The sequence below is a fragment of the Bartonella sp. AA23NXGY genome, assembly GCF_042197165.1.
Lineage (GTDB): Bacteria > Pseudomonadota > Alphaproteobacteria > Rhizobiales > Rhizobiaceae > Bartonella.
In genome coordinates this window covers 1-22,677 of record NZ_JBHIRO010000016.1, presented here as the reverse complement: position 1 = coordinate 22,677, position 22,677 = coordinate 1, and the positions used below count along the sequence as shown (strand labels likewise).

Annotated in this window: 29 protein-coding genes and 1 pseudogene; 23 read left to right on the top strand and 7 right to left on the bottom strand. The window is 42.4% G+C overall.

Features of this window, described 5'->3' with window-relative positions:
- The first annotated feature begins 105 nt into the window (after positions 1 to 105).
- Genes ACFINY_RS07905 through ACFINY_RS07890 form a run of 4 tightly spaced genes read left to right on the top strand, consistent with a single transcriptional unit; the run spans position 106 to position 2,070 of the window.
- Entirely contained in the window at positions 106 to 258 is a 153-nt protein-coding gene (locus ACFINY_RS07905) for a hypothetical protein (RefSeq protein WP_375700972.1), read from the top strand.
- A complete protein-coding gene (locus ACFINY_RS07900) occupies positions 255 to 623 on the top strand; it encodes a head decoration protein (protein ID WP_375612361.1) in 369 nt (122 codons plus the stop codon). The genes ACFINY_RS07905 and ACFINY_RS07900 overlap by 4 nt, the downstream gene beginning before the upstream one ends.
- A gap of 12 nt (positions 624 to 635) precedes the next feature.
- The gene (locus tag ACFINY_RS07895) at positions 636 to 1,712 is read left to right on the top strand and encodes a major capsid protein (protein ID WP_375700971.1); all 1,077 of its coding nucleotides are present in this window, start codon (positions 636 to 638) and stop codon (positions 1,710 to 1,712) included.
- 1 nt (position 1,713) lies between these two features.
- Complete coding sequence (locus ACFINY_RS07890; RefSeq protein ID WP_375700970.1) at positions 1,714 to 2,070, top strand: hypothetical protein; 357 nt, start codon at positions 1,714 to 1,716, stop codon at positions 2,068 to 2,070.
- Between the two features lie 27 nt (positions 2,071 to 2,097).
- On the opposite strand, the gene ACFINY_RS07885 is transcribed toward ACFINY_RS07890, so the two are convergent.
- Positions 2,098 to 2,940 (bottom strand): hypothetical protein, encoded by an 843-nt coding sequence (locus tag ACFINY_RS07885; RefSeq protein WP_375612358.1) that lies wholly within the window; start codon positions 2,938 to 2,940, stop codon positions 2,098 to 2,100.
- 382 nt (positions 2,941 to 3,322) lie between these two features.
- Here ACFINY_RS07885 and ACFINY_RS07880 point away from each other — a divergent pair, with 382 nt between their 5' ends.
- Positions 3,323 to 4,042 (top strand): Rha family transcriptional regulator, encoded by a 720-nt coding sequence (locus ACFINY_RS07880; protein WP_375682099.1) that lies wholly within the window; start codon positions 3,323 to 3,325, stop codon positions 4,040 to 4,042.
- Positions 4,039 to 4,317, top strand: coding sequence for a hypothetical protein (locus tag ACFINY_RS07875; protein WP_375612356.1), 279 nt, complete (start codon positions 4,039 to 4,041; stop codon positions 4,315 to 4,317). The genes ACFINY_RS07880 and ACFINY_RS07875 overlap by 4 nt, the downstream gene beginning before the upstream one ends.
- 44 nt (positions 4,318 to 4,361) lie before the next feature.
- On the opposite strand, the gene ACFINY_RS07870 is transcribed toward ACFINY_RS07875, so the two are convergent.
- Both ACFINY_RS07870 and ACFINY_RS07865 read right to left on the bottom strand, forming a co-directional pair.
- Complete coding sequence (locus tag ACFINY_RS07870) at positions 4,362 to 4,658, bottom strand: HigA family addiction module antitoxin (RefSeq protein WP_004861504.1); 297 nt, start codon at positions 4,656 to 4,658, stop codon at positions 4,362 to 4,364.
- Positions 4,659 to 4,674: 16 nt separating this feature from the next.
- Positions 4,675 to 4,989, bottom strand: a complete 315-nt coding sequence (locus tag ACFINY_RS07865; RefSeq protein ID WP_254771026.1) for a type II toxin-antitoxin system RelE/ParE family toxin — start codon at positions 4,987 to 4,989, stop codon at positions 4,675 to 4,677.
- A 52-nt stretch (positions 4,990 to 5,041) separates the two neighbouring features.
- On the opposite strand from ACFINY_RS07865, the gene ACFINY_RS07860 reads away from it, so the two are divergent.
- The 8 genes from ACFINY_RS07860 to ACFINY_RS07825 all read left to right on the top strand — a co-directional run bounded on the left by ACFINY_RS07860 (position 5,042) and on the right by ACFINY_RS07825 (position 14,438).
- Entirely contained in the window at positions 5,042 to 5,587 is a 546-nt protein-coding gene (locus ACFINY_RS07860) for a hypothetical protein (protein WP_375700969.1), read from the top strand.
- A complete protein-coding gene (locus tag ACFINY_RS07855) occupies positions 5,571 to 6,260 on the top strand; it encodes a phage baseplate assembly protein V (RefSeq protein ID WP_375700968.1) in 690 nt (229 codons plus the stop codon). The genes ACFINY_RS07860 and ACFINY_RS07855 overlap by 17 nt, the downstream gene beginning before the upstream one ends.
- Positions 6,257 to 6,598: a GPW/gp25 family protein gene (locus ACFINY_RS07850; RefSeq protein ID WP_375700967.1), complete on the top strand. Its 342-nt coding sequence runs from the start codon at positions 6,257 to 6,259 to the stop codon at positions 6,596 to 6,598. Before ACFINY_RS07855 ends, ACFINY_RS07850 begins: the two co-directional genes overlap by 4 nt.
- Positions 6,595 to 7,422: a baseplate J/gp47 family protein gene (locus tag ACFINY_RS07845; protein ID WP_375700966.1), complete on the top strand. Its 828-nt coding sequence runs from the start codon at positions 6,595 to 6,597 to the stop codon at positions 7,420 to 7,422. The genes ACFINY_RS07850 and ACFINY_RS07845 overlap by 4 nt, the downstream gene beginning before the upstream one ends.
- Positions 7,422 to 8,528 carry a phage tail protein gene (locus tag ACFINY_RS07840; RefSeq protein WP_375682741.1) on the top strand — a complete coding sequence of 369 codons (1,107 nt, stop codon included), beginning with the start codon at positions 7,422 to 7,424 and terminating at the stop codon, positions 8,526 to 8,528. Before ACFINY_RS07845 ends, ACFINY_RS07840 begins: the two co-directional genes overlap by 1 nt.
- Before the next feature lies 1 nt (position 8,529).
- The gene (locus ACFINY_RS07835) at positions 8,530 to 11,673 is read left to right on the top strand and encodes a DUF4815 domain-containing protein (RefSeq protein WP_375700965.1); all 3,144 of its coding nucleotides are present in this window, start codon (positions 8,530 to 8,532) and stop codon (positions 11,671 to 11,673) included.
- A 13-nt stretch (positions 11,674 to 11,686) separates the two neighbouring features.
- Entirely contained in the window at positions 11,687 to 13,078 is a 1,392-nt protein-coding gene (locus ACFINY_RS07830; RefSeq protein WP_375612349.1) for a Bgr_08870 family protein, read from the top strand.
- A gap of 538 nt (positions 13,079 to 13,616) precedes the next feature.
- Positions 13,617 to 14,438: a DNA adenine methylase gene (locus ACFINY_RS07825; RefSeq protein WP_375612373.1), complete on the top strand. Its 822-nt coding sequence runs from the start codon at positions 13,617 to 13,619 to the stop codon at positions 14,436 to 14,438.
- Positions 14,439 to 14,535: 97 nt separating this feature from the next.
- Here ACFINY_RS07825 and ACFINY_RS07820 read toward each other — a convergent pair whose 3' ends face one another.
- Both ACFINY_RS07820 and ACFINY_RS07815 read right to left on the bottom strand, forming a co-directional pair.
- The gene (locus ACFINY_RS07820) at positions 14,536 to 14,892 is read right to left on the bottom strand and encodes a type II toxin-antitoxin system HigA family antitoxin (protein ID WP_375612348.1); all 357 of its coding nucleotides are present in this window, start codon (positions 14,890 to 14,892) and stop codon (positions 14,536 to 14,538) included.
- Positions 14,889 to 15,203, bottom strand: coding sequence for a type II toxin-antitoxin system HigB family toxin (locus ACFINY_RS07815; RefSeq protein WP_375612347.1), 315 nt, complete (start codon positions 15,201 to 15,203; stop codon positions 14,889 to 14,891). Before ACFINY_RS07815 ends, ACFINY_RS07820 begins: the two co-directional genes overlap by 4 nt.
- Before the next feature lie 165 nt (positions 15,204 to 15,368).
- On the opposite strand from ACFINY_RS07815, the gene ACFINY_RS07810 reads away from it, so the two are divergent.
- Genes ACFINY_RS07810 through ACFINY_RS07775 form a run of 8 tightly spaced genes read left to right on the top strand, consistent with a single transcriptional unit; the run spans position 15,369 to position 21,532 of the window.
- Complete coding sequence (locus ACFINY_RS07810) at positions 15,369 to 16,580, top strand: phage tail sheath subtilisin-like domain-containing protein (RefSeq protein ID WP_375700964.1); 1,212 nt, start codon at positions 15,369 to 15,371, stop codon at positions 16,578 to 16,580.
- A complete protein-coding gene (locus ACFINY_RS07805; protein WP_375612345.1) occupies positions 16,580 to 17,086 on the top strand; it encodes a phage major tail tube protein in 507 nt (168 codons plus the stop codon). The genes ACFINY_RS07810 and ACFINY_RS07805 overlap by 1 nt, the downstream gene beginning before the upstream one ends.
- Positions 17,087 to 17,088: 2 nt before the next feature.
- Entirely contained in the window at positions 17,089 to 17,376 is a 288-nt protein-coding gene (locus ACFINY_RS07800; protein ID WP_375612344.1) for a phage tail assembly protein, read from the top strand.
- A gap of 38 nt (positions 17,377 to 17,414) precedes the next feature.
- Positions 17,415 to 17,486 carry a hypothetical protein gene (locus tag ACFINY_RS07795; RefSeq protein WP_375612372.1) on the top strand — a complete coding sequence of 24 codons (72 nt, stop codon included), beginning with the start codon at positions 17,415 to 17,417 and terminating at the stop codon, positions 17,484 to 17,486.
- The gene (locus tag ACFINY_RS07790; RefSeq protein WP_375612343.1) at positions 17,483 to 19,615 is read left to right on the top strand and encodes a phage tail tape measure protein; all 2,133 of its coding nucleotides are present in this window, start codon (positions 17,483 to 17,485) and stop codon (positions 19,613 to 19,615) included. Before ACFINY_RS07795 ends, ACFINY_RS07790 begins: the two co-directional genes overlap by 4 nt.
- A 5-nt stretch (positions 19,616 to 19,620) precedes the next feature.
- Positions 19,621 to 20,001, top strand: a complete 381-nt coding sequence (locus ACFINY_RS07785; RefSeq protein ID WP_375612342.1) for a phage tail protein — start codon at positions 19,621 to 19,623, stop codon at positions 19,999 to 20,001.
- Positions 19,998 to 20,222, top strand: a complete 225-nt coding sequence (locus ACFINY_RS07780) for a tail protein X (protein ID WP_375612341.1) — start codon at positions 19,998 to 20,000, stop codon at positions 20,220 to 20,222. Before ACFINY_RS07785 ends, ACFINY_RS07780 begins: the two co-directional genes overlap by 4 nt.
- The gene (locus ACFINY_RS07775) at positions 20,219 to 21,532 is read left to right on the top strand and encodes a contractile injection system protein, VgrG/Pvc8 family (RefSeq protein WP_375612340.1); all 1,314 of its coding nucleotides are present in this window, start codon (positions 20,219 to 20,221) and stop codon (positions 21,530 to 21,532) included. Before ACFINY_RS07780 ends, ACFINY_RS07775 begins: the two co-directional genes overlap by 4 nt.
- Positions 21,533 to 21,570: 38 nt before the next feature.
- Here the strand turns inward: ACFINY_RS07775 and ACFINY_RS07770 are convergent, their stop codons facing one another.
- Both ACFINY_RS07770 and ACFINY_RS07765 read right to left on the bottom strand, forming a co-directional pair.
- On the bottom strand, positions 21,571 to 21,894 hold the full coding sequence (locus ACFINY_RS07770) for a type II toxin-antitoxin system PemK/MazF family toxin (RefSeq protein ID WP_375612371.1): 324 nt from the start codon (positions 21,892 to 21,894) through the stop codon (positions 21,571 to 21,573).
- A complete protein-coding gene (locus ACFINY_RS07765; RefSeq protein ID WP_012230987.1) occupies positions 21,894 to 22,118 on the bottom strand; it encodes an antitoxin MazE family protein in 225 nt (74 codons plus the stop codon). Before ACFINY_RS07765 ends, ACFINY_RS07770 begins: the two co-directional genes overlap by 1 nt.
- Before the next feature lie 143 nt (positions 22,119 to 22,261).
- Here ACFINY_RS07765 and ACFINY_RS07760 point away from each other — a divergent pair.
- A pseudogene (locus tag ACFINY_RS07760) lies at positions 22,262 to 22,507 on the top strand (lysozyme); the annotation flags it as partial.
- Positions 22,508 to 22,677 lie beyond the last annotated feature (170 nt).

The following is a 22,677-nucleotide window of genomic DNA, read 5'->3' as shown; positions in this document are numbered from 1 at the left end:
GCTCTTGAAAAAGAAAGAAAGCGCGCAAAAGCACTAACAACCCTTGAAAGGCAAGCAAAGCACTTAGGCGTTTCTTTTGACGCAGCAAAAGCTATTCAAAAAGGTATGAGTATCGAGAAAGCACGCCAGTGTGTGTTGACGGCTGCTAGCTCTCAAAGCGCGTCTTTAAAAGTCTCGCCTTATGCCCCTCATAGTGATGGGACGAGCAAGGCAAAGATTCACGCAAAATGGGAAGCAGCTTGGAGGGCAGTGAAATGACGAATATTATTTATGACGACGTACGCAATGGCGCTTATCTTGGACCCTACGACCCCGATATGTCAAATGAAGAAGTGCTGTTTGCATCAGGAGCATTCATTGAAGCTGGAACTGTCATGGGGAAAATTACAGCATCACAAAAATATACCCCCCTTAATCCAGCAGCATCAGATGGCAGTCAAACACCGGCAGGGATTTCTTTTGCCACTATTGACGCAACAGAAGCAGATCAACGTGCCGTGATTACAGCACGCTTATGCACTGTAAAAGCTTCTGAACTTCTATGGCCAGATGCCATCACGGATGAGCAAAAGAAAGCAGCCATTCAGTCTTTAGAAGACCATAACAACATTCTATTGCGATAGGAGAATGCACACATGGATATGAATTTTTTTAAACATGATGCTTTCTCAAGCATCACAATGATGAAAGCCATTGAAAACTATGAGTTTCAACCTGGTCTTGTAAGCTCTCTTAATCTTTTTGAGGAAGTTGAAACCAGTACCACAGTGGTTGGTATTGAACGGCGTGATAATACATTTTCGCTTATTCAAACCAGTGAACGTGGCGCCCCCTTGGCAGAAGGGGATAGAGATGGGCGTAATCTTCGGTTTTTCAAGACAACACGGATTGCTAAAAGTGATACCGTAAAATCAGAAGAAATCCAGAACCGTCGTGAATTTGGCGCAGAAGATCAGTTAGAGACAGCAATGAAATATATTGCCAAGAAACAAAAGAAACTGATTTCTGAAATAGAATTGACATGGGAAAATATGCAGCTTGGCGCTGTTCAAGGGGTGGTTCTTGATGCCGATGGCTCTGTTATTGTCGATTGGTACAAAGAATGGGAAATCGCACCACCAAAGCCGATTGATTTTAAATTAAATAATGAGACAACCAATGTTGCGGACCATGTTGATCAAGTCATTATGAGGATGATTGAAGCTTCAAAAGGAGCATTTTCTGATCGTTCGCGGATTATTGGGCTTTGTGGTAATGAATTCTTTTCCAAGTTGAAAAACCATAAAACAATTCGTGAGACCTATTTAAACACAGCCTTAGCACAGACACTCAATAGCGCCGGAGGTGTTGCAACACCAAGTTCGATTGGCTCTGGGAGCTTTGGTAGTTTTGACTTTGCGGGTGTGACTTTCATTAATTACCGGAGTATTCACAACTATAATGTGAGTGCGAAGGCTGGAACAAAGCGCGCTATAGGCATTAAGCCTGATGAATGCCAATTCTTTCCTGTTGATGCGCCTGGTGTCTTCCAAAAAACCTTTGCTCCTGGTGAAAGCTTGGATTTTGCCAACACGGTTGGAAGGCCGCTCTACACGATGCTTATCGTCGACCACGACCGTAATGCATGGGTAAAACCGGAGGTATACAGCTATCCGCTTTACATTTGTACACGCCCTGAAATGCTGTTTAAAGCAGTGATTGGAGCGAAATAACATGCGGTGGAACGGGCTGCTAAACCAAATGGTTAAAGATGTGCGCAACACTTTTGGGCAGCCCATCATCTACACGCGAAAGGACAACCAGCAATCTTTTCGTATCACAGCGATTTACGGCATTAAACATTCGGAATCGGACGCCGGTGGCAGAATCTCTACCACAATTGCAAGAAAGGAACTTGATCTTTGTATCAATGATATCGGGGGAATACCACCAAAACCTCAAGATAGTATTGTGGTCCTCTCTCCTGAAAACAACAAAGCCCCCTCTTCTCAAGAGCACTTCGTGGTCACAGATGTCCAAGCCTCTGAATCCGGTATGTATAAGCTTATCTTGCGGGAGATAAAACAATGAGGAACCTTTGTATTGTGTATTTCAAAATCAATAAGGCTGCCCAAGAGCCCTAACCACTGCAGCAAATTGGGGAGTAGCGGTGAATTTGTAGTTCCATGGTATACCAGAGCGGCGATGAACCCGACATCCCTCATATGTGATGTCTACTGATGCAATTCGTGTCCAAGTAGTTCGTTCATTCTTTTCAGAGCTTTCAAACACAATAGCTTGATCGGTTACCAAAAGACGCCCACGTGCTACAACTACCATTTGTTCTATTTTATTTACTCTACGTTTACCAACAAAATTAGCATATTCTTGAACTCCCAACAGTTTTTCATTAGGTGCTAGACGATAATCATATTCACTTGCATCAAGTTCTTGAAACATTTCACATGCTTCGGAAAAATTAAAGGGAGGGATATCTGGTTGTAACATCGCAACTTGTTGTTCAAAATGTTTTTTGCGTCTGTATAGACAATAATTATATAAAGCGGAACCTGCAGAAAAAGTGAGGATTATTAACAACCCCCATCCCCAAAAGCCTAATCCATCATCTTTGTCTGGTTTGTTAACTTGAGTGGGGGTAATTTGCTTATCAGTATCCTCAGCTGGTGCCTGAGTCACGCTGTCATCTTGAGTAGCAACATCTATTGACGAAGTCGAGGAGGAGGTAACAATTTCATTATTGTGTGTAATTTGATTTGGTTTGTCTTTGTGTACAGAAGCACCTACTATCGCAGAGCCGATAAATAATAAAGCTCCAATACCAAGAGTTTTCAGTCCGTTTTTCCGCCATTTTTTTATACATATTAAAATAAGTCCAACAATAATGACTGGCAATGATAACAACCATACAATCATCGCAATTGTATCAAGTATATCGAGCATTATTTTCCCCCTCCGCTATAAATAAAAAACTGAATCAAAAGATTTAAAGTGAGTCGACAAATAAAGTAAAGATAGCTTATCATTTTTAGAAAAAAGTGATATTAATGCTTGACATCATCATAAGGATATGAATAATCGAATCATGTGCCTAAGAAACACTTTAAATACACAGCGGATAGATTGCCGAAACAATCTCTTCTCCGCCAATTAAAAACTTTGACTCGTTATATGTTACACGCATATAATGGTTTTGTCGGGTGTGGCTGTGCCATAAAATACCCTTTTGGGAAAAGCATAGCGACGGACTGTGTACCGTGTTTCTTAGCACCCGGCATTCCTCTGGAATGTCAATAAGAAACTTCTAACTACACAGGAGTTCATCATGAACACACTTATAGAAATTAGAGAAAACACTGCTAATAGTGTTAGCACTCAGACTATGTCTAGTCGTGAGATTGCTGAATTATGTGGTAAAGAACATCGGAATGTTATGCGGGATATTCGGCAAATACTCACTGAGCTCAAAATTGAGCTGAGTGATTTTTCAGGATTATATAAAGATTCCACAGGTCGTACCCTTCCTTGCTACAATCTTCCCAAACGTGAGTGTTTAATTCTTGTTTCGGGTTACAGCACTGCTTTACGAGCAAAGATTATTGACCGCTGGCAAGAATTGGAAAGACAAGTAACAACACCACAAGTTGACTATTCGAAACCTGAGGCATTACTTGGTGTTTTGAATCACCTACAAAGTCAAATTGAGCAGAAAGATCATGTTATTGCCGAATTGGCTCCAAAAGCAGAAGCTTTAGATGGTTTAAAACGCTCTGATGGGTTGTTTGGTCTTATCGAAGCAGCAAAGATGTTGGAGGTACGACCAAAGGATTTAACGGATTACTTGCGTAAACATGATTGGGTCTATCGACGGGCTCCAGGAGCTCCCTTGTTACCTTATCAGGACAAGATCAAGAAAGGATTTATGGATTGTCCTGCTATCACCATTCAAAGACCGGATGGTACAGAAAAGGTGCTGCCTTCAACAAAAATTACATCCAGAGGATTGGCATGTTTGAGAGAGCAAATTCATGGAGGTGTGCAATGAAGATAGATACCAACTTCCTATGCGATTTGTGGATGGCATTGTTTCAGTTTTCTAATCATCAAAGCATTGGAGATGAGGATTGCACTGCCATAATTGAGATTATGGGCATGGTGGAAAAAGCTTTGATTTTAAAACTTCAAAATGAGGTTCCAAATATTACGAAGATTTTAGCAATTCTTACAGATTTTGGAGATTCAGAGTTACCGCATAGCATGGATTCTTTGTTACGCGCTTATGAACCAAATTTCGAGAGCCCCATTAAAAAGGTTGCTTAACTTAAAAACAAAACTCCCCTCCCTGTTCTTAAAATGGGGAGTGGTTAAACCCTACATTCAAATTTATTGATTTTGGCAAATTCGTCTGCTTTTTCAGTTTGTAATATACTAACGTCATAAGCAGCTTGCATGTTAAGCCAAAATTCAGCAGTAGTATCAAAAAAATAGGCTAATCTGAGAGCAGTATCGGGAGTCACTGGACTATTTTCAGCAACAATACGTTCTATTCTCGTGCGTGGAACATTTAATGCTTTTGCAAGAGCATAAGCAGAGAGGGCATATTCTTTTAAATATTCCTCTCGTAAAATTTCTCCGGGATGAATCGCTATATAATTTTTCATCTCGACCTCCTACAGATCAATGATAATCTACGATTTCAACTTCATAAGCGCCATTAGAGCGCCATTCAAAACAAATACGAAACTGGTCATTAATACGGATAGAATATTGACCTTTACGCTCTCCTTTCAATGCTTCTAGACGATTTCCCGGAGGACTACGCAAATCTTTAAGATCAACTGCTTTATCGAGCATAAACAATTTTCTTTGGGCTATACGCACTAGAGTGGTGGGAAAGCCTCTGGGCGGATTGCCTTCTAAAAGATCTTTACACCGCTTATCAGCAAAAGATTCAATCACCAAATCACCTTTATTCATTCTTTTACGTATCATAACACGATACTAATATAAAGAAAAGGATAAATGTTAAATAACAGGAACACTCATGCATCCGAGAGAGACGATAAGGGAAAGTTTTGTTGCGTTGATTAAAGCAGCAAAGACGGCAGCTGGTGACAATGTTTTCAATATGCGTGATTTCAACTTTTCCGTTGAGAACACGCCTGCAATTAATATCTCAACACAAAGTGAAACGATTGAAGATGGCTATGATTATGGAATAAGGCGGCGTGTTTTAACGCTAGATGTTGAGTGCTATGCAACATGTGAAGATGGCGCACGCTTTGTTGACCAATTAGCATGGGAAGTTGAAGAGATTTTCCATGCCAACCCCAATCTTAACAACACTGTTGAGACATGCCGCCTGCAAAATATTGCTTTTGCCTTTGGTGATAATGGCGCCCTAGCGCTCCATGGTGCGATTTTAACCTTTGAAATCACTTATGTGACAAATATCCCCAACATGGATGAAGAAGAAGGCAGTGTAACAGCAAGAATCGTTGAACCTTTCTTAAGCTTTGAACCAGAAACAGGCGTGAAAAATAAAGATAAATACCATAAAATTGAAGGTGGACATGTTAGAGCGACGTGATAAAGAAATCACAGATCTAAAGAGACGTGTGGCAAATATGGTTATGGTGGGGAAGATTAGCCATATCGACCATAAAAACGCACGCTATCGGGTAAAAAGTGGCAATCTCATCAGTGACTGGATTCCAGACACACAAGCCCGCGCCGGTAAAACACGCTCCTATGAAGGGCGCGATGTTGGAGAGCAAGTGATTGTTGTTTCATCATCAGGGGATTTATCGCAAGGGATGATTGTGGGTTCCATTCATACCGATGCAAACCAAGCAGCCGATAAGGGCAGCATTCACCGAACGATATACCCTGATGGAACCAGCCTTGAATATGACGATGAACAAAACACCTATGCCCTCAATATAAAATCGGGTGGAAAATTTATTCTGACAATCTCTGATGGCGTGTCACTAAAAGGTGATGGTGGCAAGCTAGAGCTTACCGCACCAGATGGCATAAAGATTGTTTCAGAAAGCGATATAAATTTAAACGCAAAAGGCGGCATCTCTTTGAAGGCAGGTAGTAGCATTTCACTGAATTCGAATGATAGTCTCTCTCTTCATTCTGGAAATAATGTTTCCATTCATTCAAGTGGATTAAGACATAACGGCACCAATGTAGGAGCAACACATGTTCATGGCGGTGTTTCCCCTGGTGGTTCTATGACAGGAGGTCCCAATTGAACAGTGGAATGGACCGCACAACGGGAAAGCCATTAACCGGCATTGATCATTTGCGTCAATCAATCCTTGATATTTTGTTAACGCGGATTGGTTCGCGTGTAATGCGGCGTGATTATGGTTCACGTGTTGCTGAACTCATTGATGCACCGGTTAATAATGCTTTTGCTGTTGCTCTTTATGCTGCTGTTGCTGAGGCTTTAGACAAGTGGGAACCGCGTTTTAAATTGAAAAAAATTGATTTTAAATGGAGTGAGGCTGGACAAGTTTCTTTGTCCTTTGAAGGCATTTATTTGCCATCCGGCAAGCCCATTACCATGGAAGGATTACTGATAAAATGAATGGAGTGCTTGCAAAACCGGAAATCATCACAGAACTTTCTTTTGAGGAAATACGCGCTGCTGCTCTTGCCCATTTAAAAGAGCTTTTGCCTGAATATACCATTCTTGAAAGTGACCCGGCTGTAAAAGTCATAGAGGCTTTTAGCTATCGAGAGTTGCTGTTAAGACAGCGTATTAACGAAGCGGCACGCAACAACATTCTTGATTTTGCAACCGGTGAATCTCTTGACGCTTTGGGAAACTGGCATGGTCTTGCCCGCATGGAGGGTGAAAGTGACGAGAGATATCGTGAACGCATACAGCTTCATGCCCGTGGAGGAAACGGAAGTGGAACAGAACCCTATTACAAACTTATCGCCTTAACAGCCGATAGTCGAGTGAAAGATGCGATTATCTATCGTAAAGGCAAAGACCCAACCATCTATGTTGCTCTTTTTGGTAATAATGAAGAAGGAACGGCATCTGAAGATCTCATACAAACAGTTTCAGAAGCTCTTCACAGAAAAAATATCATCATGACCAATGATACAATCATTGTTCACGCTGCTGTTAAAAAAGTGCTGGATTTAGAAGCAGATGTTTGGCTGTTACCAGAAACATCTTTGAAAATTCTCACGACAATGGAGGAAAATTTAAGAGCAGCGTGGAGACAAGAACAAGCCATTGGTCGTGAATTAAGCCTCTCGTGGTGGATTTCAAAACTGATGATCCCTGGTGTTCAGAAAGTCATTGCCATTACCCCAACACAAGACAGTATGGTTTGTGATGAAGAAATTTTATCGATTGGCAAAATCACCTTAAACTTTAAAGGGCGGGCGCGCTAATGGTTGGCTCCCTCCTTCCCACAAACGCGACGGAATTTGAAAAGCGCCTTGCTGATGCTTGCGATTTTCATCAAGATATTGATGGTTCTGTTTTGGGGATTTCACGCGCAAAACTGATCACACGCCCTCCCCGTTTCTTGCCGTGGTTGATTGAAGAATACGGGCTTGGTGAACTGACACCTTATGTTCCAAACCTCTATGATTTGATTGATCAAGGGCTTCAATGGCAGCGGATACGTGGCTCACTTGCGGCAATAGAGATGGGGCTTGAATGGCTAGAGATTACAGCACGCTTTCAACCCGCTTGGACGGGGCGAGCATGGTGGAACTCCTTTCAACTTGATTTTGATCAGTTGCCTGAACGCAAAAGCCTTGAAGCTATTGAAGCGATCACAGATCTTTCCAAAAGTTTGCGCTCTGATTTTCGCCGTGGGACCTATGGTTATAATGTGCAAGCTGTTGAATGCAATATGTCACGGTTTGATGACAGCATGTTGGAATATGAAAGCGGTGTTCACTTAACAGCTGGGGACACTTTGTTTTCCTTTGGACGCACAACAGAAATCAATCACACGCTCACAAGAGAAGAAGGCAGGCTTATTGGTAATTGGATAGATGATGGGGATGAAGAGTTAAGCTGGAACCAAATTGATTATCCTTGGGATTTGGCAAATTTTCCGTGGTGTTCGGTCAAAAAACATGAACGCGATATGCTTATGGCAGAATGGTTTCATGGTCGTACGCTTTATCTCGTGTTAAAAGACAGCCAAAATAGCGTGATTGGGTATCGCAGATGCTATGCTGTAGCGCCTGTCGAACAGGCTTTGGATGGTGTGTATAGCCATTGTGGTAACAGATTCCAGCCCTCCTCGATGGGCACGGCGCTTCTTGTTGCAGCCCGCACAGATTTTCACGATGTTGATGGCAAACAAGCAGCATTTGTTTCTATTCTCGTTCACGGCATTCCCAAACAAGATATCCCCCTTGGAAAGCTTTGGTGTGACGTCAATGAACTGAATGGTGGTGTCGAGATACTCAAAACACCCATCAATATTTCTTTGCGTGCCGATGTTCGCGAACAATTCAAGATTTTATTGAGGTTTTAATATGAAGCATGAAAGTGGTTTACCCTTTGCAATTGACAGATCTCGCGGCAAAGAGGAACAACAAAGCGTTGTCTTTTATGGCACGCGTCCCTTTATTCAAAGCGGTGAATTGAATGAGGTTCAAACCATCATCAGGGGGCGTCATGACCGCTTGGGACGCCTTGTGGCACAAGAAGGAGACCGCGTTGAACGGGCTGATGCTTTTGTCAACAAAGAGACAAAGACCGTCACTTTAACGGATGGCAAGATTTATATTGCCGGCGATATTTTCCCCGTTGCACCAGCTGTACTCAACAATGTTGCCATGATTGGGCGCTTGGAAATTGGTGTGAAGCTGCAAAAAAAATGGATAACACACGAAGATGATCCAGAGCTCTTGGGGCAAGTCCCTGGTACCTTAGCAGAAGGAGAGCCCGGAGCGGCACGCGAAACAGCACAGCTTGTTTGGGCACTGAAAGAGGATGCGCAGAATGGCACTTTCTTTCCGGTTTATATTTTACAAGATGGTGTTCTGATTGATCAAAAATCGCCCTCACTGCTTGAACCCGCCATGCAAGCTATTGCGACGTACGACCGCGCCCATGGGCATTATATCGTGAGTGGCTGCCGTGTGAGCGCATTGGGAGCAAATAATGGTTGCCAAGTGTTTAGTATTCAAGAAGGAGAAGCCAATATCAATGGCTTTAAACGCAAACGCTTAGCGGCTTTGCGCCATGAAGAGCCAGAGGATTTTTCGACAAGCGTTGTTCCTAGCGAAACGCATATTTTTGCGCCTCCAAAAGGGAAAACAAGTTTCACCTTTAAACCCTATTATTTTCCTCTTGCCGATATTCAGTCTCTTTTGTTGACAAAAGAAAAAACCGTTAACGTCACCCGCGGTGCGGTTGCCGCAGGGCGTGATGGTGTTCCTGATAAAAGCATCACCGCGTTTATTAAAGTCGTTCAAGGAAGCAAGGAATTTAAAGAAGGCACAGATTTTAAAAAAACAGGAGACACCATTGATTGGGCACCCGTGGGAGACGAACCTTTAGCAGGGAGCAGCTATAAGGTAACTTACCGCTATCGCGCAAAAATCACGGCTGATAAGGTAACAGCGCAGGAAATCACTGTCTCAGGGGGTGCGGAGGGTGGTGATATTATCGTCAGTTACACTTACAAATTACCCCGCATTGACCGTATTGGTCTCAACACGGGGGGCAATGTGGTTTACATCAAAGGTATCTCAGTAGATCATCCCATGGCACCGAGTGTCCCTGATGATGTGTTGTCCCTTGCAACCATTACCAACAATTGGCTTGAAACGCCGGTTGTGGTCAATGATGGCACACGGGTTGCCCCCTATGATGAAATGTGGCGCTATTTTCAACGAGTGCTTTCGCTTGATCGATTGATGCAATTAGAGCGTATTAAAAGCAATGTTGACTCTAAAGAACCTGTTGCCAAAAAGGGCATGTTTGCAGACCCTTTTCTTGATGATAGTTACAGAGATGAAGGCTTTCAACAAACGGGGGCTGTAGGCAACGGCATTTTACAGCTCGCCATTGACCCAACATTCTATACTACTCCTTTAAAAGCGCCTGTCACCCTTGACTGGACAAATGAAGTGATCATTGCGCAAGAGTTGACAACGGCTTGCGAAAAAATCAACCCCTATCAAAATTTTGCACCCCTGCCTGGTACAGTAACCCTTGAACCCGCAACAGACTTCTGGCATGAACAGCGCACCGATTGGCTCTCGGGTATCACCAATCAAATCATCATGGGCTGGAACCGTGGCAGTACCATACGTAGAACAGAAGTAAGCGATAATTTCATCAACACACACCAAGAACAAATCGACTTTTTAAGACAAATTACCCTTCACTTTAAAATTGAAGGTTTTGGCAGTAGCGAAATCTTGGAAAGTCTTACCTTTGATGGTGTGAATATTTTACCAAAGAGTCTCCTTATTGCCGATAGCAAGGGCACCCTTGAGGGCGCTTTCACGATTCCACAAAATATTACGGCTGGCACAAAAAACGTTGTGGCAAGGGGAAAAGGTGGAACCATTGCAACGGGGCTTTTTACCGGTCAAGGTCTGATTGATGTGAAAGTGATGCGGCGCACCACCACGGTGAAGATATGGACGCAAGTGGACCCACAAGCGCAAGTCTTTACCCCCGATGAAACACGGCAAATCACTGGTATTGACTTTCATCTTTGCAAAATCGGCAATCAGAACCATGATCTGGTGATTGATTTGGTGACCACAGAAAACGGCTATCCTACCGCCGATATTCAAGCGCAAAGCTTTTATTCTATGAAGGGCGCAAAGCTAGGTTGGGCAGAAGCACGCTATGATGTACCACTCCTTGTGATGGATGACCGCTTAACGGCTTTTGTCATTAAAACCGATGATGCGGATCATTCTGTTTCACTAGCAAAGCTTGGAGATTTCGATGCAGAACACCAGAGATATGTCTCAAGTCACCCTTACGTGACCGGTCCACGCTTTTCTTCTGTTAACGCACAAAGTTGGACAGCCCATCAAGATGAGGCTTTAGCCTTTCGGGTGCTCGCTGCCCGCTATAGGCAAACAGAAAAGATTGTCGATTTAGGCACCTTTGACCTTGTAGACTGCTCTGATTTGCAAATACGCGCAGCCATTGAGTTGCCTTCAAGTGAGTGTTCTGTCATCTTTGAAATTGAACGAAACAATGGCACAATTTATCAACTCCTGCCCTTTCAATTGCTCAGTCTTACTGAATATATCAGTGAAAAGATCAAGCTTCGCGCTATTCTTAAAGGAACAGAGAAACTCTCACCGGTGTTATTTGCGCCTGTTCAATTGATTGCGGGAAAGATCCATAAGGAAGCGACCTATGTCACGCGTGCTTTTGCCTTTGGTGAAAAGGCAAGGTTAACCAGTTATATCAAAACATTTTTACCAGGCGGTGCAACCTTTACACTGGAGATGCAACTGGATGATGGTGGTTTCACCCCTTTGAAACTTGACGAAACAGAACAACTCACTGAACCACTTTGGACAGAACGAAAATTTATCAGTGGTGACAAAACAGCCAAACAAGCACGCTTGAAATTGACCCTTACTGGTGGACCATCCGCGCGGTCCATGGTGAGTGATTTTGGCGCTGGCATATTATAATGGGAAAACAGAGATGACCAAAACCAAAAAACTCGACATGGAATTGCCTAAAGAGGGGCGTTTTATCAGTTCTGAATTCCCAATCTTGCGGGAAAACTTGACCAAAATTGATCAAGCTCTTTTGGCTGTTGAGGAAAAGGTAGACGAAAAGGCACCTTTACACCACACGCATACGATCAACGAAATCGCAGATCTAGAAAGCGCTCTCAATGGCAAAATGGCAGCGGATAAAACCTTCACTTTTGCCGATTTAAGCGATATCGAAGGCGCAAAAGATGCCGCAAATAATTATGTTCTCTATAAATCAAGCAATAATAACTTCACCTTTGGCAGTGCTGTCTCACTATTAGGCGCGCATCAACATAAAACCGAAGATATTGTGGGGCTTGACGATTTTAGAGCCAAGATTAATCAAGATCTCACAAGCTATGGTCGCTTAGCCAGCCCAAATGAATGGCAAAGTTATAATAAATTTACCAGTAAAGTCACCATGGGTGACGACTTGGAGATCTTGGGTAATGTATCATCTGACTTCTTCGGTCTTCCAAAAAGGAAAGTGGTTACCCGTTTAAGCACAAGTGGAAGTACGCTTAAAGGACCGCTTAAAGTTGATGATGATCTTGTTTATACCAAATCACAAGTGGATGCAGCCATCTTGGCACAGATAAAGAGTCTTAAAAAAGATTTGACCGATAAAATCACGAATTGGCCGGCTCTTGCTGATGCTGAATTGCTCTATACACAGGATGGAAAAATTCAATGGCCCGATTGGGTAACGGATAACACAAAAGTCGAAATCCAAGCATGGGGTGGCGGCGGCAGTGGTGGGGGTGGTTATTCTTATTACTTAGGAGGCGGTGGCGGCGGTGGCGGTTGTACGGTATGGTATGGTTATAAAGCGAGTTTAAAGGGTCATGAGAATATCACAATTGGTAAAGGAGGAGATTCTGTTTCTGGATGGAATGTAAAAGGTAGGTTTGGAGGAACAACAACCGTTGGCAAAAATTTTATTACGGCGACAGGAGGACATGGTGGTGGGGGTACTTACTCTTCTAGCACTCACACGGGATTTGGTAAAGATAATACTTCCTTCTATTCAGGCGATGGCGGTGCTGGAGGAACAGGTGGAAACTTTGGTTTAGCAACGGATGAACATCCAGGAATTGCCAAAGGCGGAAATGGTTATGCTGGAACGAATGGAATTACGAGTAAAACAAGCGGTAATGGAGGCGATGCTGGAGGTGATACATCACGTGGTGGCTCTGGAGGAGTCGGCAAAGGTTCCTATAGTTCGGGAAAAGCAGGGCGTGGTTTTGGGGGCGGAGGTGCTGGTGCTCATGCCGATTCTTCTTCAAGTGGCGCTGGAGCTGATGGCGCTGTCCTCATAAGATTATGGAAAGATTAAATACAAAACTAAAAATAGCACAAGTCAAATGGATAGCTGTTGTATAAGCTGGCTTGTATGATTTTAAGCCCTTTTAAAGCCCTTTAAAGAGCTTTTTGACTGACAGTGTCAGTCTTATGAAAGGCAGCTCTTGTTGTTATTGTTTCTCTATTGATTTGGAGAGCAAAATGGCAACAAAAGTAAATACTCTCTATCGCACTATAGCAAAATCATTCTTTATCTTTAGAAGAAGCCCCGAAATCACGGCGTTCCCCCTCTTCTATTCCAAAAGTTTTGTAAAGAGATTAACGGCTCTTGGCAAGCCGCTCTAATAACCTATCGCTATGAGAAATCAAGCAGATATATCACAGGAATTATCCTAGAAACACCAAACCAAAGAAAGAAACAAAAAATAGAGGCTGGGCTGGTAGTCCAGCCAACGGGAACAGTTTTGCGAACAACCCCGTCCGATGCAACTCAACTCAACATCGCAGCCACTTCTTATCACTTGGAAACAGTGAGAAGATGGCTAATATAGATGGAAGAGTGTTAAAAAATGATGGATATACTTTGTAAAGAAAAATTAAAATCTGTTGATCCTATCGCACCAGCTGCTGCTTATATTGGAGGCAAAAGAAGATTAGCCAAAACCATTGTCAAAATTATCGAGGACATCCCTCATAGCATTTATGCCGAGCCTTTTGTTGGAATGGGAGGAATATTCTTTAGGCGAAAGTTAATTCCACCTACTGAAGTCATCAATGATCGTTTAGGAGATGTAGTGAATTTTTTTAGGGTGTTACAACGCCATTATCACCCTTTTATGGAATTGCTAGAATTTCAGATCAGTAGCCGTGAGGAATTTCAACGCTTGCGCATGCAAGACCCAAACACTCTCACGGATTTAGAGCGCGCTTCAAGGTTTTTATATCTGCAGAAGTTAAGCTTTAGCGGTCAAGTCGCCAATCGCACGTTTGGAGTTGAAACAGACCGCGGTGCACGTTTTAATCGTTTTAAACTTGAAGCCTCATTAAAGCTTATTTACCGCCGTTTAGCAGGTGTTACCATTGAATATTTAGATTGGTCTGAGTTTATCAGGCGCTATGATCGACCAAACACCTTATTTTATCTTGACCCACCCTATTGGGGTGTTGAGGATTATTATGGCAAAGATTTGTTTAAGCGGGAGGATTATCAGAGGATGGCTATGCTGCTGGCACAATTAAAAGGAAAGTTTCTTTTGTCTCTCAATGATGTGCCAGAAGTTCGAAAAACCTTCAGTCAATTTACCTTTAAAAAGGTAAACACATTGTATTCGTGTAACGCCTTAAATAATGCAGTTCCCGCTAAGGAACTTATCATCACCAATTGTGATTTCTAAAACGAGACATAATACATATTAAAGGGTCTTTAAATAACCCTTGAAGACCTTTTAAACACCTTAAAAATCTTTCAAAAAAAATAAATTAGTAAAAACCCTAAGTTATTAGACTTTCCAGTGGGATATTAAACTGTTGGTGCAAATTTTTAATCATGCGCAGTGTTAATTTTCTTTTACCACTCAAGATTTCATAAACACGATTTAAATGACCAATCGCAGGAACGAGATCTTTAGCACTTAAGTTCATTTGTTCCATTCTAAATTTAATAGCTTCAATCGGGTGAGGAGGAGAAACAGGATAGTGTTCTGCTTCATACGCTTCAATCAACAACACAAGAACCTCCATTTGATCAAATTCTGGAGTATTCTCTTTAGGTTGATTGTCAAACATTGCAGACACAATTTCTAAAGCTTCTTGATACTCTCTCTCTGTACGAATTGGTTTGATATTCATTTCTTAAATTCCTTTAGTTCTACAGTGTTGGCATCAATCGCATCATACTGTTTATGCGTCCCTATAAACTTTATGTAAAGCCAACCTGCTGGATAAAAGATTGAAACAACTAAACGATAATCATTGCCTCTAATATTAAAAACAACACGATTATTCTTTAATATGCTTGCATTTTTATATTTCTCTTTAATGTCATGAGGAGAACGCCATTGTGCGTTTTTAGCTTCATCTACCCATGCTTTTAATGGTTGTTCAGCATCAGGATATCGAGTCCAAAAAGTTTGAAGTGTGGAGATTTTAACAATTTTCATAAGTGTATCCTGATTTTTATCAATCTTAGTACCATTTTGGGACTAAGTCAAGATATTTATAAAAAGAAAGTGCTTGTTGAAAACAAACCTTTCTCAAGAGCAGCTTTTTACCTCTCATTTTTCCCATTCATTTTAATTCACCACTCATTTAAAGGAGCATAAAGTATGGCAACAGGTTTTCTACACGGTGTTGAAGTTGTCGAGGTTGACGACGGCACCCGCCCCCTTCGCGCGGTACAATCGGCAGTTATCGGGATTGTTGGCACGGCGCCCGATGCAGATGAACAAGCATTTCCTCTTAATACACCCGTTTTGGTAACAGGCTCTCTTTCACAAGCCGCTAAACTGGATAAAACAGGCAAGCGTCAAGGCACCCTACCTAATGCCCTTGATCTCATTTTCAAGCAAGTGGGTGCCATTGTTGTTGTCGTGCGCGTGAACGAGGGTGACAATGAAAATGCAACACTCACCAATGTTCTTGGCGGTGTAAACGCAAATGGTGCTTATGAAGGTGTTCATGCTTTGATTGGAGCGGGGTCCATTGTAGGACAAACACCACGCATTCTCATCGCTCCAGGCTTTACACATCAACGCCCTTCCAGTGTGAATATTGAAGAGAATGGAACTGGTGCAACTGCCAACCCCGTCGCAGCAGAACTCATTGGCATTGCCGAGCGTCTGCGTGCTATTGTGGTGCTTGATGCACCAAACAGCACAGATGAAGCAGCCCTTAGCACAGCAAAGGATTTTGATTCAAAACGCGTCATTCTTATTGACCCTTTTGTAAAGGTGAATCGTGATGGAAAGATCATAGAACAGCCGGCAAGTGCAGCAGTTGCTGGTGTCATTGCCAAAACTGATTTTACACACGGTTTTTGGCATTCTCCTTCCAATAAAGTGATCAATGGCATTGTTGGTATTGCACGCCCTATTGATTTTTCCATTGGTGATCGATCAAGCCGCGCTAACCTTCTTAACGAACAAAACATCACAACAATTATCCGCGAAAATGGTTATCGTCTTTGGGGTAATCGCACCCTTTCAAGTGATACAAAGTTTGCTTTCTTATCCGTAGTACGCACCGCAGATATGATCAATGATGCCATTTTGCGCGGGCATCTATGGGCTGTCGACCGCAATATCAAAAAGACCTACATGAATGATGTCAGTGAAAGCGTCAATGCCTATTTGCGTGATTTAAAAGCACAAGGCGCCATTCTTGGTGGACGCTGTACACCTGATCTAGAGCTTAACACAGCAAGCGCCATTGAGAGCGGCAAAGTCTATTTCAATGTCGAATTCACCCCCACAACACCCGCAGAACACATCACGTTCCGTTCACGCATTGTGAATGATTATTTAGAGGAGATTTTTTAATGGCTATCCCCGTTTTACCAAGAGTTTTGAAATATTTTAACATTTTTGTCGACGGTATTCCCTATCAAGCAAAATGTGAAAGCGTAACATTACCGAATTTGAACTTGGTCGTTGAAAGTTATCGCGGCGGTGGCATGGATAGCTCCATTGAAGTTGACCTTGGTCTTGAAACCCTCACGCTTAGCATGACCATTTCTGATTGCTCTCCAGAGTTAATGGCACTCTTAGGGCGCACTGATGTCGACATTTCATTACGAAGTTCAATGCAAGCGCAAGGCACACCAGCAGAAGGTGTTGTCATTACCATGAGAGGACTATGCAAAGGCTTTGAAATGGCAGAATGGCAACCGGGCAGCAAAGCAACATCCACAACTACCTTCACATTGCAGTATTTCAAATATGTCCAGAAGGACGTTGAAATCGTTGAGATAGATGTCCTCAACTTGGTGAGAAAATTCAATGGCGTCAATCAACTCGCAGACCATAGAGACAACATAGGATTATAAAAATGACAGTCCAAACAAGCATTACACATAAATTATTGATACCTGTTACTTTTGAAGGAAAAGAGCACACCGAAATTACTTTACAGCGCCCCAAAACAAAAGATGTGCAAGCAATCGACAAAAAAGAAGGCATAGAGCAAACAATCGCTATGATCGCACGTCTTTCTGGATGGGCACATGAAGCGGTTGGAGAACTCGATATTAATGACTTGTCGAGCATTGGAGAGATTTTGGAGTCTTTTATCAAGCGGCGGGATACCTCGACTGGGAAACCGCCGCTAAACTCATAGCCGATATTACCATTGTGTTCCATTGGTCCCTTTCAAAGATGATGGAAATGGAACCGCAAGAACTCATATTCTGGCGAAATCAAGCAGCAGAAAGGTATAAGATAAAATGAGTGAAAAAGTTGCTGATGCAAAGGTAAAATTGTCTCTTGAAGACAAACTCACCGCACCTCTCAAACATCTTCAAAAAAAATTCGATACATTGTCAAAAACACTCTCACATAGTTTGGGTATTCCGCGCTTTTCTGCTGCTGTCAAAAACATGACAAAAAGCCTTCATGGCGTTCAAAGTGCTCTTAGCACAGCGGCAAGTCGTGCTTCAGTCTTTACCGGTGTCTTAGGGCTTGCTGGTGGTGGTCTTGTGGCAAGTGTAGCCGCCCTCACCATGAAAACCATGCATCTGGGCGATAGTCTTTATCACGCATCACACCATTTAAATATGAGTGTTGCATCACTTCAATTATGGGGTGATGCAGCCGATAATTCAGGCACTTCTGCCGAACTTTTTCAACAATCCTTAGCGGTTTTAAATAGGCGTTCAGCACAAGCATATGCCGGACAAAAAAGAGGCATGATGGGCTTTGAAGCACTTGGCATTTCTGTCAAAAACACTTCTGGAAAACTCAAATCCACTTCTGTCTTGTTAGAAGAAATTACCGACAAGATGAGTAAGATGAAAAGCCAAGCACAAAGACAGCATATTGCCGCTCTGCTGTTTGGGGGCGATGGTAAAGAAATGGCGACCATGCTTGCACAAGGCATGGCACCCATTAAAGAGCTGTTTGCAAAGGCGCGGAAAGGAAAATGGCTGATAGGTGCCGATGTCGCACGCTATGCCGCAGATTTGAGTGACAAGCTTGGTGCTTTTAAGAAAAAAATAGGCGGTATCGCGAGCTTTATTGGCGCGCGTTTCATGCCCGTGATTAATGATATGATTGACGGTTTTTCAAAGTTGATTGATGAAAACCGCGACCTCATTCAAACAACTGTTGCGAGCTGGGCAAAAACCTTAAAAAAAGTCCTTAATGATTTGCTTAATCCTACCTCTGATTTAAGAAAAGGCATCAGTGATCTCACAGAGAGGATTAAAGGCTGGTTCCAATGGCTAGAACCTCTGATTGGTGAAATAACCCTCTTTAAGGTAGGACTTGTGGCACTTGGTTCGTTCATTTTTGGTCCACTCATTGCCGCATTAGCAGCAGCGGGAGCAGCGTTTGTCACCCTTGGCTATACTATAATGACGACGCCCATAGGATGGCTCATTGGCGGCATCGCAGCTCTTGTTTTACTCTACAAATATTGGGACAAACTCAATGCTTGGGTGGCTGCATCCTTAGCCGCAGTTGGAGCAGTTCTTACTGGGGCATTCATTGCGGCAATAGCACCAGCTGCTTCCGCAATTGCTGGTCTTGCTGTAACTCTTGTAGCTTCACTCATTCCAGCAATAACCGCTGTTGGTACGGCTTTTATATCGCTTGGTGTTGCTATCATGACCACACCTATTGGCTGGATAATTGGCGGCATTGCAGCTCTTGTTGCTGCCGGATCTCTGCTTTATAAAAATTGGGACACAGTCATAAGCTTTATAAGCAAGCTATGGGATTCTTTTGCGAACTTATGTAGTAATGCTTTCAATAACCTCTTGACGTTCTTTAAAAACTTTTCACCACTCTCTTGGATTTCGAAAAAAATCAATGAACTCATTGAATGGCTGTTTGGTGTCGATTTAATGGAAGTAGGCTCCAATCTTATTAATGGGCTTTGGGAGGGCATCAAAAGCAAATGGAATGCTCTGTCTGATTGGCTCAGCGGCATGATGAAGAAATTAACCAGTTGGATGCCTAATTGGGTGAAAGAAAAGTTAGGGTTTAATGTTTCAATAGACAAGACTTCAACGCAGACCATTAAAACCTTTACCGAAGAAACCAATGCACGTGCAAAAAAAATGGTTGATACAGTAGTGGTTACAAACACCCCGCCTGAAAAACGCAAGAGTGGTTTTAATACAAGTGTCGTTGAAACAGGACAAACGCAGGCAACAAATAAAGTAGGTGCCTTTAAAGCTCCAAAGCCAATTACAGTTCATAAACCTGTTGAAGTAGATGCCCGTGTAACCATTACAAATCTAAATATTTCAGTACCAAATGGTCTCAAGGACGAAATCAGAGACGCTGTCAATCAAGCACTTGAACGCTATGCAAAACAGCAACGTTTAGCCATAGCCTCTAGCCTTTCGGATTAAATACCATGATGTTAGCTTTGGGTGGTTTTATTTTTTCGATTGAAACAGCAGCTTACCAAACACTTGATATGTCTTATGGTGTTCCATGGGTGGAGCAAGGGCGATTGGGGAGAAAGGCTGCTCTTCAATTGCCTGCCGTTGCAAATGCGGAATTTTCTTTAACTGGTGTGATTTATCCAGATTTCAAAGGTGGTCATAGACAGCTCGAATATTTACGGCAAATGGCACATGAAGGACCTCACATTCTTGTGACTGGTCAAGGCAAAATCTTAGGTAAGTTTGTCATTCTTTCTGTAGAGGAAAAACAAAGCGTTTTTCATCATAATGGCACCCCAAAAAAACAAGAATTTACGATAAAGTTGAGAGAATATGGTGAAGAGCTATGAGTGATCTTTACGTAACAAAAGAAGGCGATATGATTGATGCCATTTGCTGGAGATACTATGCAAAGGGTCAACAAGCCCTTGCTGTTGAACGCGTTTATGCAGCAAATTTTGGTCTTGCAGACTATGGACCCATCTTAAAAGCAGGCATCACAATCGTTTTGCCAACCCTCCCCTATCCTAAAGCCACACCGGTGATTAGAATTTGGGGCAGTCAATCATGAAACCTTTTTGCACGGTTCTGGCAAATGGAGAAGACATCACAAAAACTCTTATGGATTATGTTTTGTCGATTGAAATTACCGATGAAGCAGAAAACAAAAGTGATCGTATCACTATAGAGCTTGATGACCGCGCACGCGACAGTGATAACGGCTTTCTCGATATTCCTCTCATCGGAACAATCATTTCCGTAACACTTGGCTATGAAGGCGGCAAAAACCGCGATATGGGAGCCTATCTGATTGATGAAATCTCTGTAAGCAGCCCACCCCAAAGCTTAAGTGTAACAGGGCGCGCCGCCTCTATGAATACGTCTTATAGAACACCCAAAAGCCAATCCTATCACCAACAAACCCTTGGCAGTATTGTTCAAGAGATAGCAGAGCGCAATGGCTATACACCAAAAGTTGACCCTGCTCTTGCTAAAATTGTTGTGCGTCACATTGACCAAACTTCTGAAAGCGATATGGCTTTTGCTACGCGCCTTGCAGAAGACTATGATGCGGTAGCAAAACCCGTTGATGGCAAACTTGTGCTTGCCAAACGGGGTGAAGGCAAAGCCATTACCGGTGAAACACTCCCTATTGTTGTTATTCATGAGGAACATTGCACCTCTTGGGATTTTAAATACAGTGCGCGGGATGAAGCAGGTGCAGCCAATGGCTTAGAAACAGATGTGGGAGACGACCAAAAAGCCGCGGCTGATGCACGAGAACCAGAAGAGATTGATGATGATGAAAACTTTATCCATATGGATGACAGTGATCGAGCAGCACCATCATCATCTGAATCGGAAAAAGCAGAAACAACACCTGAGAAAGAAGAAGAAGACAAAGAGAAAAAAGGCGGTGTTCTCGCAACTTATCATGATATCCGCAGTGGTGAAAAAAAAGAAGTCAAAGTTGGTAATCCGCCGTTCCATGAACTCAAATACACCTACCATAACCAATCAGAGGCTGTTGCGGCCATTGCTGCTTATCGCAATAAATCATCACGCGGTAAGTCTTCTTTCTCATGTGATATCGGTGGTGATCCCTTTGTGCAAGCAGAAGCAAAGCTTGTTCAAGAGCCCCCTTTCCGCCCTTATATACCGGCAGAATGGCGCATCAAAAGCGTTAAACACAAACTTGATAAAACGGGTGGTTACACCACAAAAATAGAGTGCGAACTTTTTGATGCATCACAAGAAGATGCGGCTGGAAACGTTGCAAACACCACACCAGACAAGGACGATACCCTTGATCCAAACGCTCCACCAAACGCATGCGACGAAGGTGAAGGCGTCATCCATATGGATGAGGAAGATAGATAAACAAAGCTATTTTATGATGATAAAAAGAAATACTATTTTTATTTTACTATTCCTAAAAATACAGCTAAACAGCGTTCAATTTCTACCATTTTATCTGCATGAATGGAACCGAAAGCTGGACTAACTTTTTCACATCTTACCGTCATAATCTTATCAATCATGACTTGCGAAGGTTTTTGCAAACCATTTTTAGCGTTTGGCTGAATCGTAATGCGGAGTAATGGCGCATCAACAAGTGTGCTAGTAATGGGTAAAACTGTTACACTTGTATGTTCACTGAATTGATTAGCTTGAATGATTAACGCAGGTCTTGGTTTACCAAAATCGCCTTGCATCGCTATTGTGACGAGAAATCCACGCATCATTCTGTCCAGCCATCAATATCCATTAAAGATTGATCCATCAACAACTGCATAGATGTATCTGTTTTATCCATTTTTGCGACTAAGCGACATTGGCGTCGGCACTCTTCTGCAAAGTTTGGTTGGCGAGTATCTGGTACCCAAATTTGCATTAAACGCAAACCTGCTTTTCTTTGTGCGTTGCGATGTTTTTGAACGCGTTCATTGACGTGCATTGTAGCCATAACAAAATCTCCATTATGTTTCATGTAACGTATAACATAGAAAAAAGTTACATGAAACGAAATTTTTAATAAAACACAATAATTACAATTTTAATCTATCAATCTTCTCCACCTTTTGTGGGGCTTTTTTATAGGAGCAATACATGAGAACAATATCACCAGAAGGGCTAGCACTGATTAAACAATGGGAAGGTTTACGTCTCAATGCCTATAAAGACGCCATTGGGGTGTGGACCATTGGTTATGGACATACAAACAATGCTGGAAAACCTTTTGTTCATAAAGGTATGGCAATCACTGAAAAACAAGCAGAAGAACTTCTTTGCCAAGACTTAAGACAATTTGAAAATGCCGTTGAACAAGCGTTCAATGCATTGATTTATAATGATAATTCACTGTTTTGTATGTTGAATGAGAGTCCCGAATAACGTAGGATTCTCTCATTTCAAATCTGTTTATCTTGAATCAATCAAAACCACTTACTTGCACGTCACAAGCGGGGTTGATGTGTGGGTAAAAATTGTACAAGAAAGGAGTAAAAATGGTTCTTATGAATCGT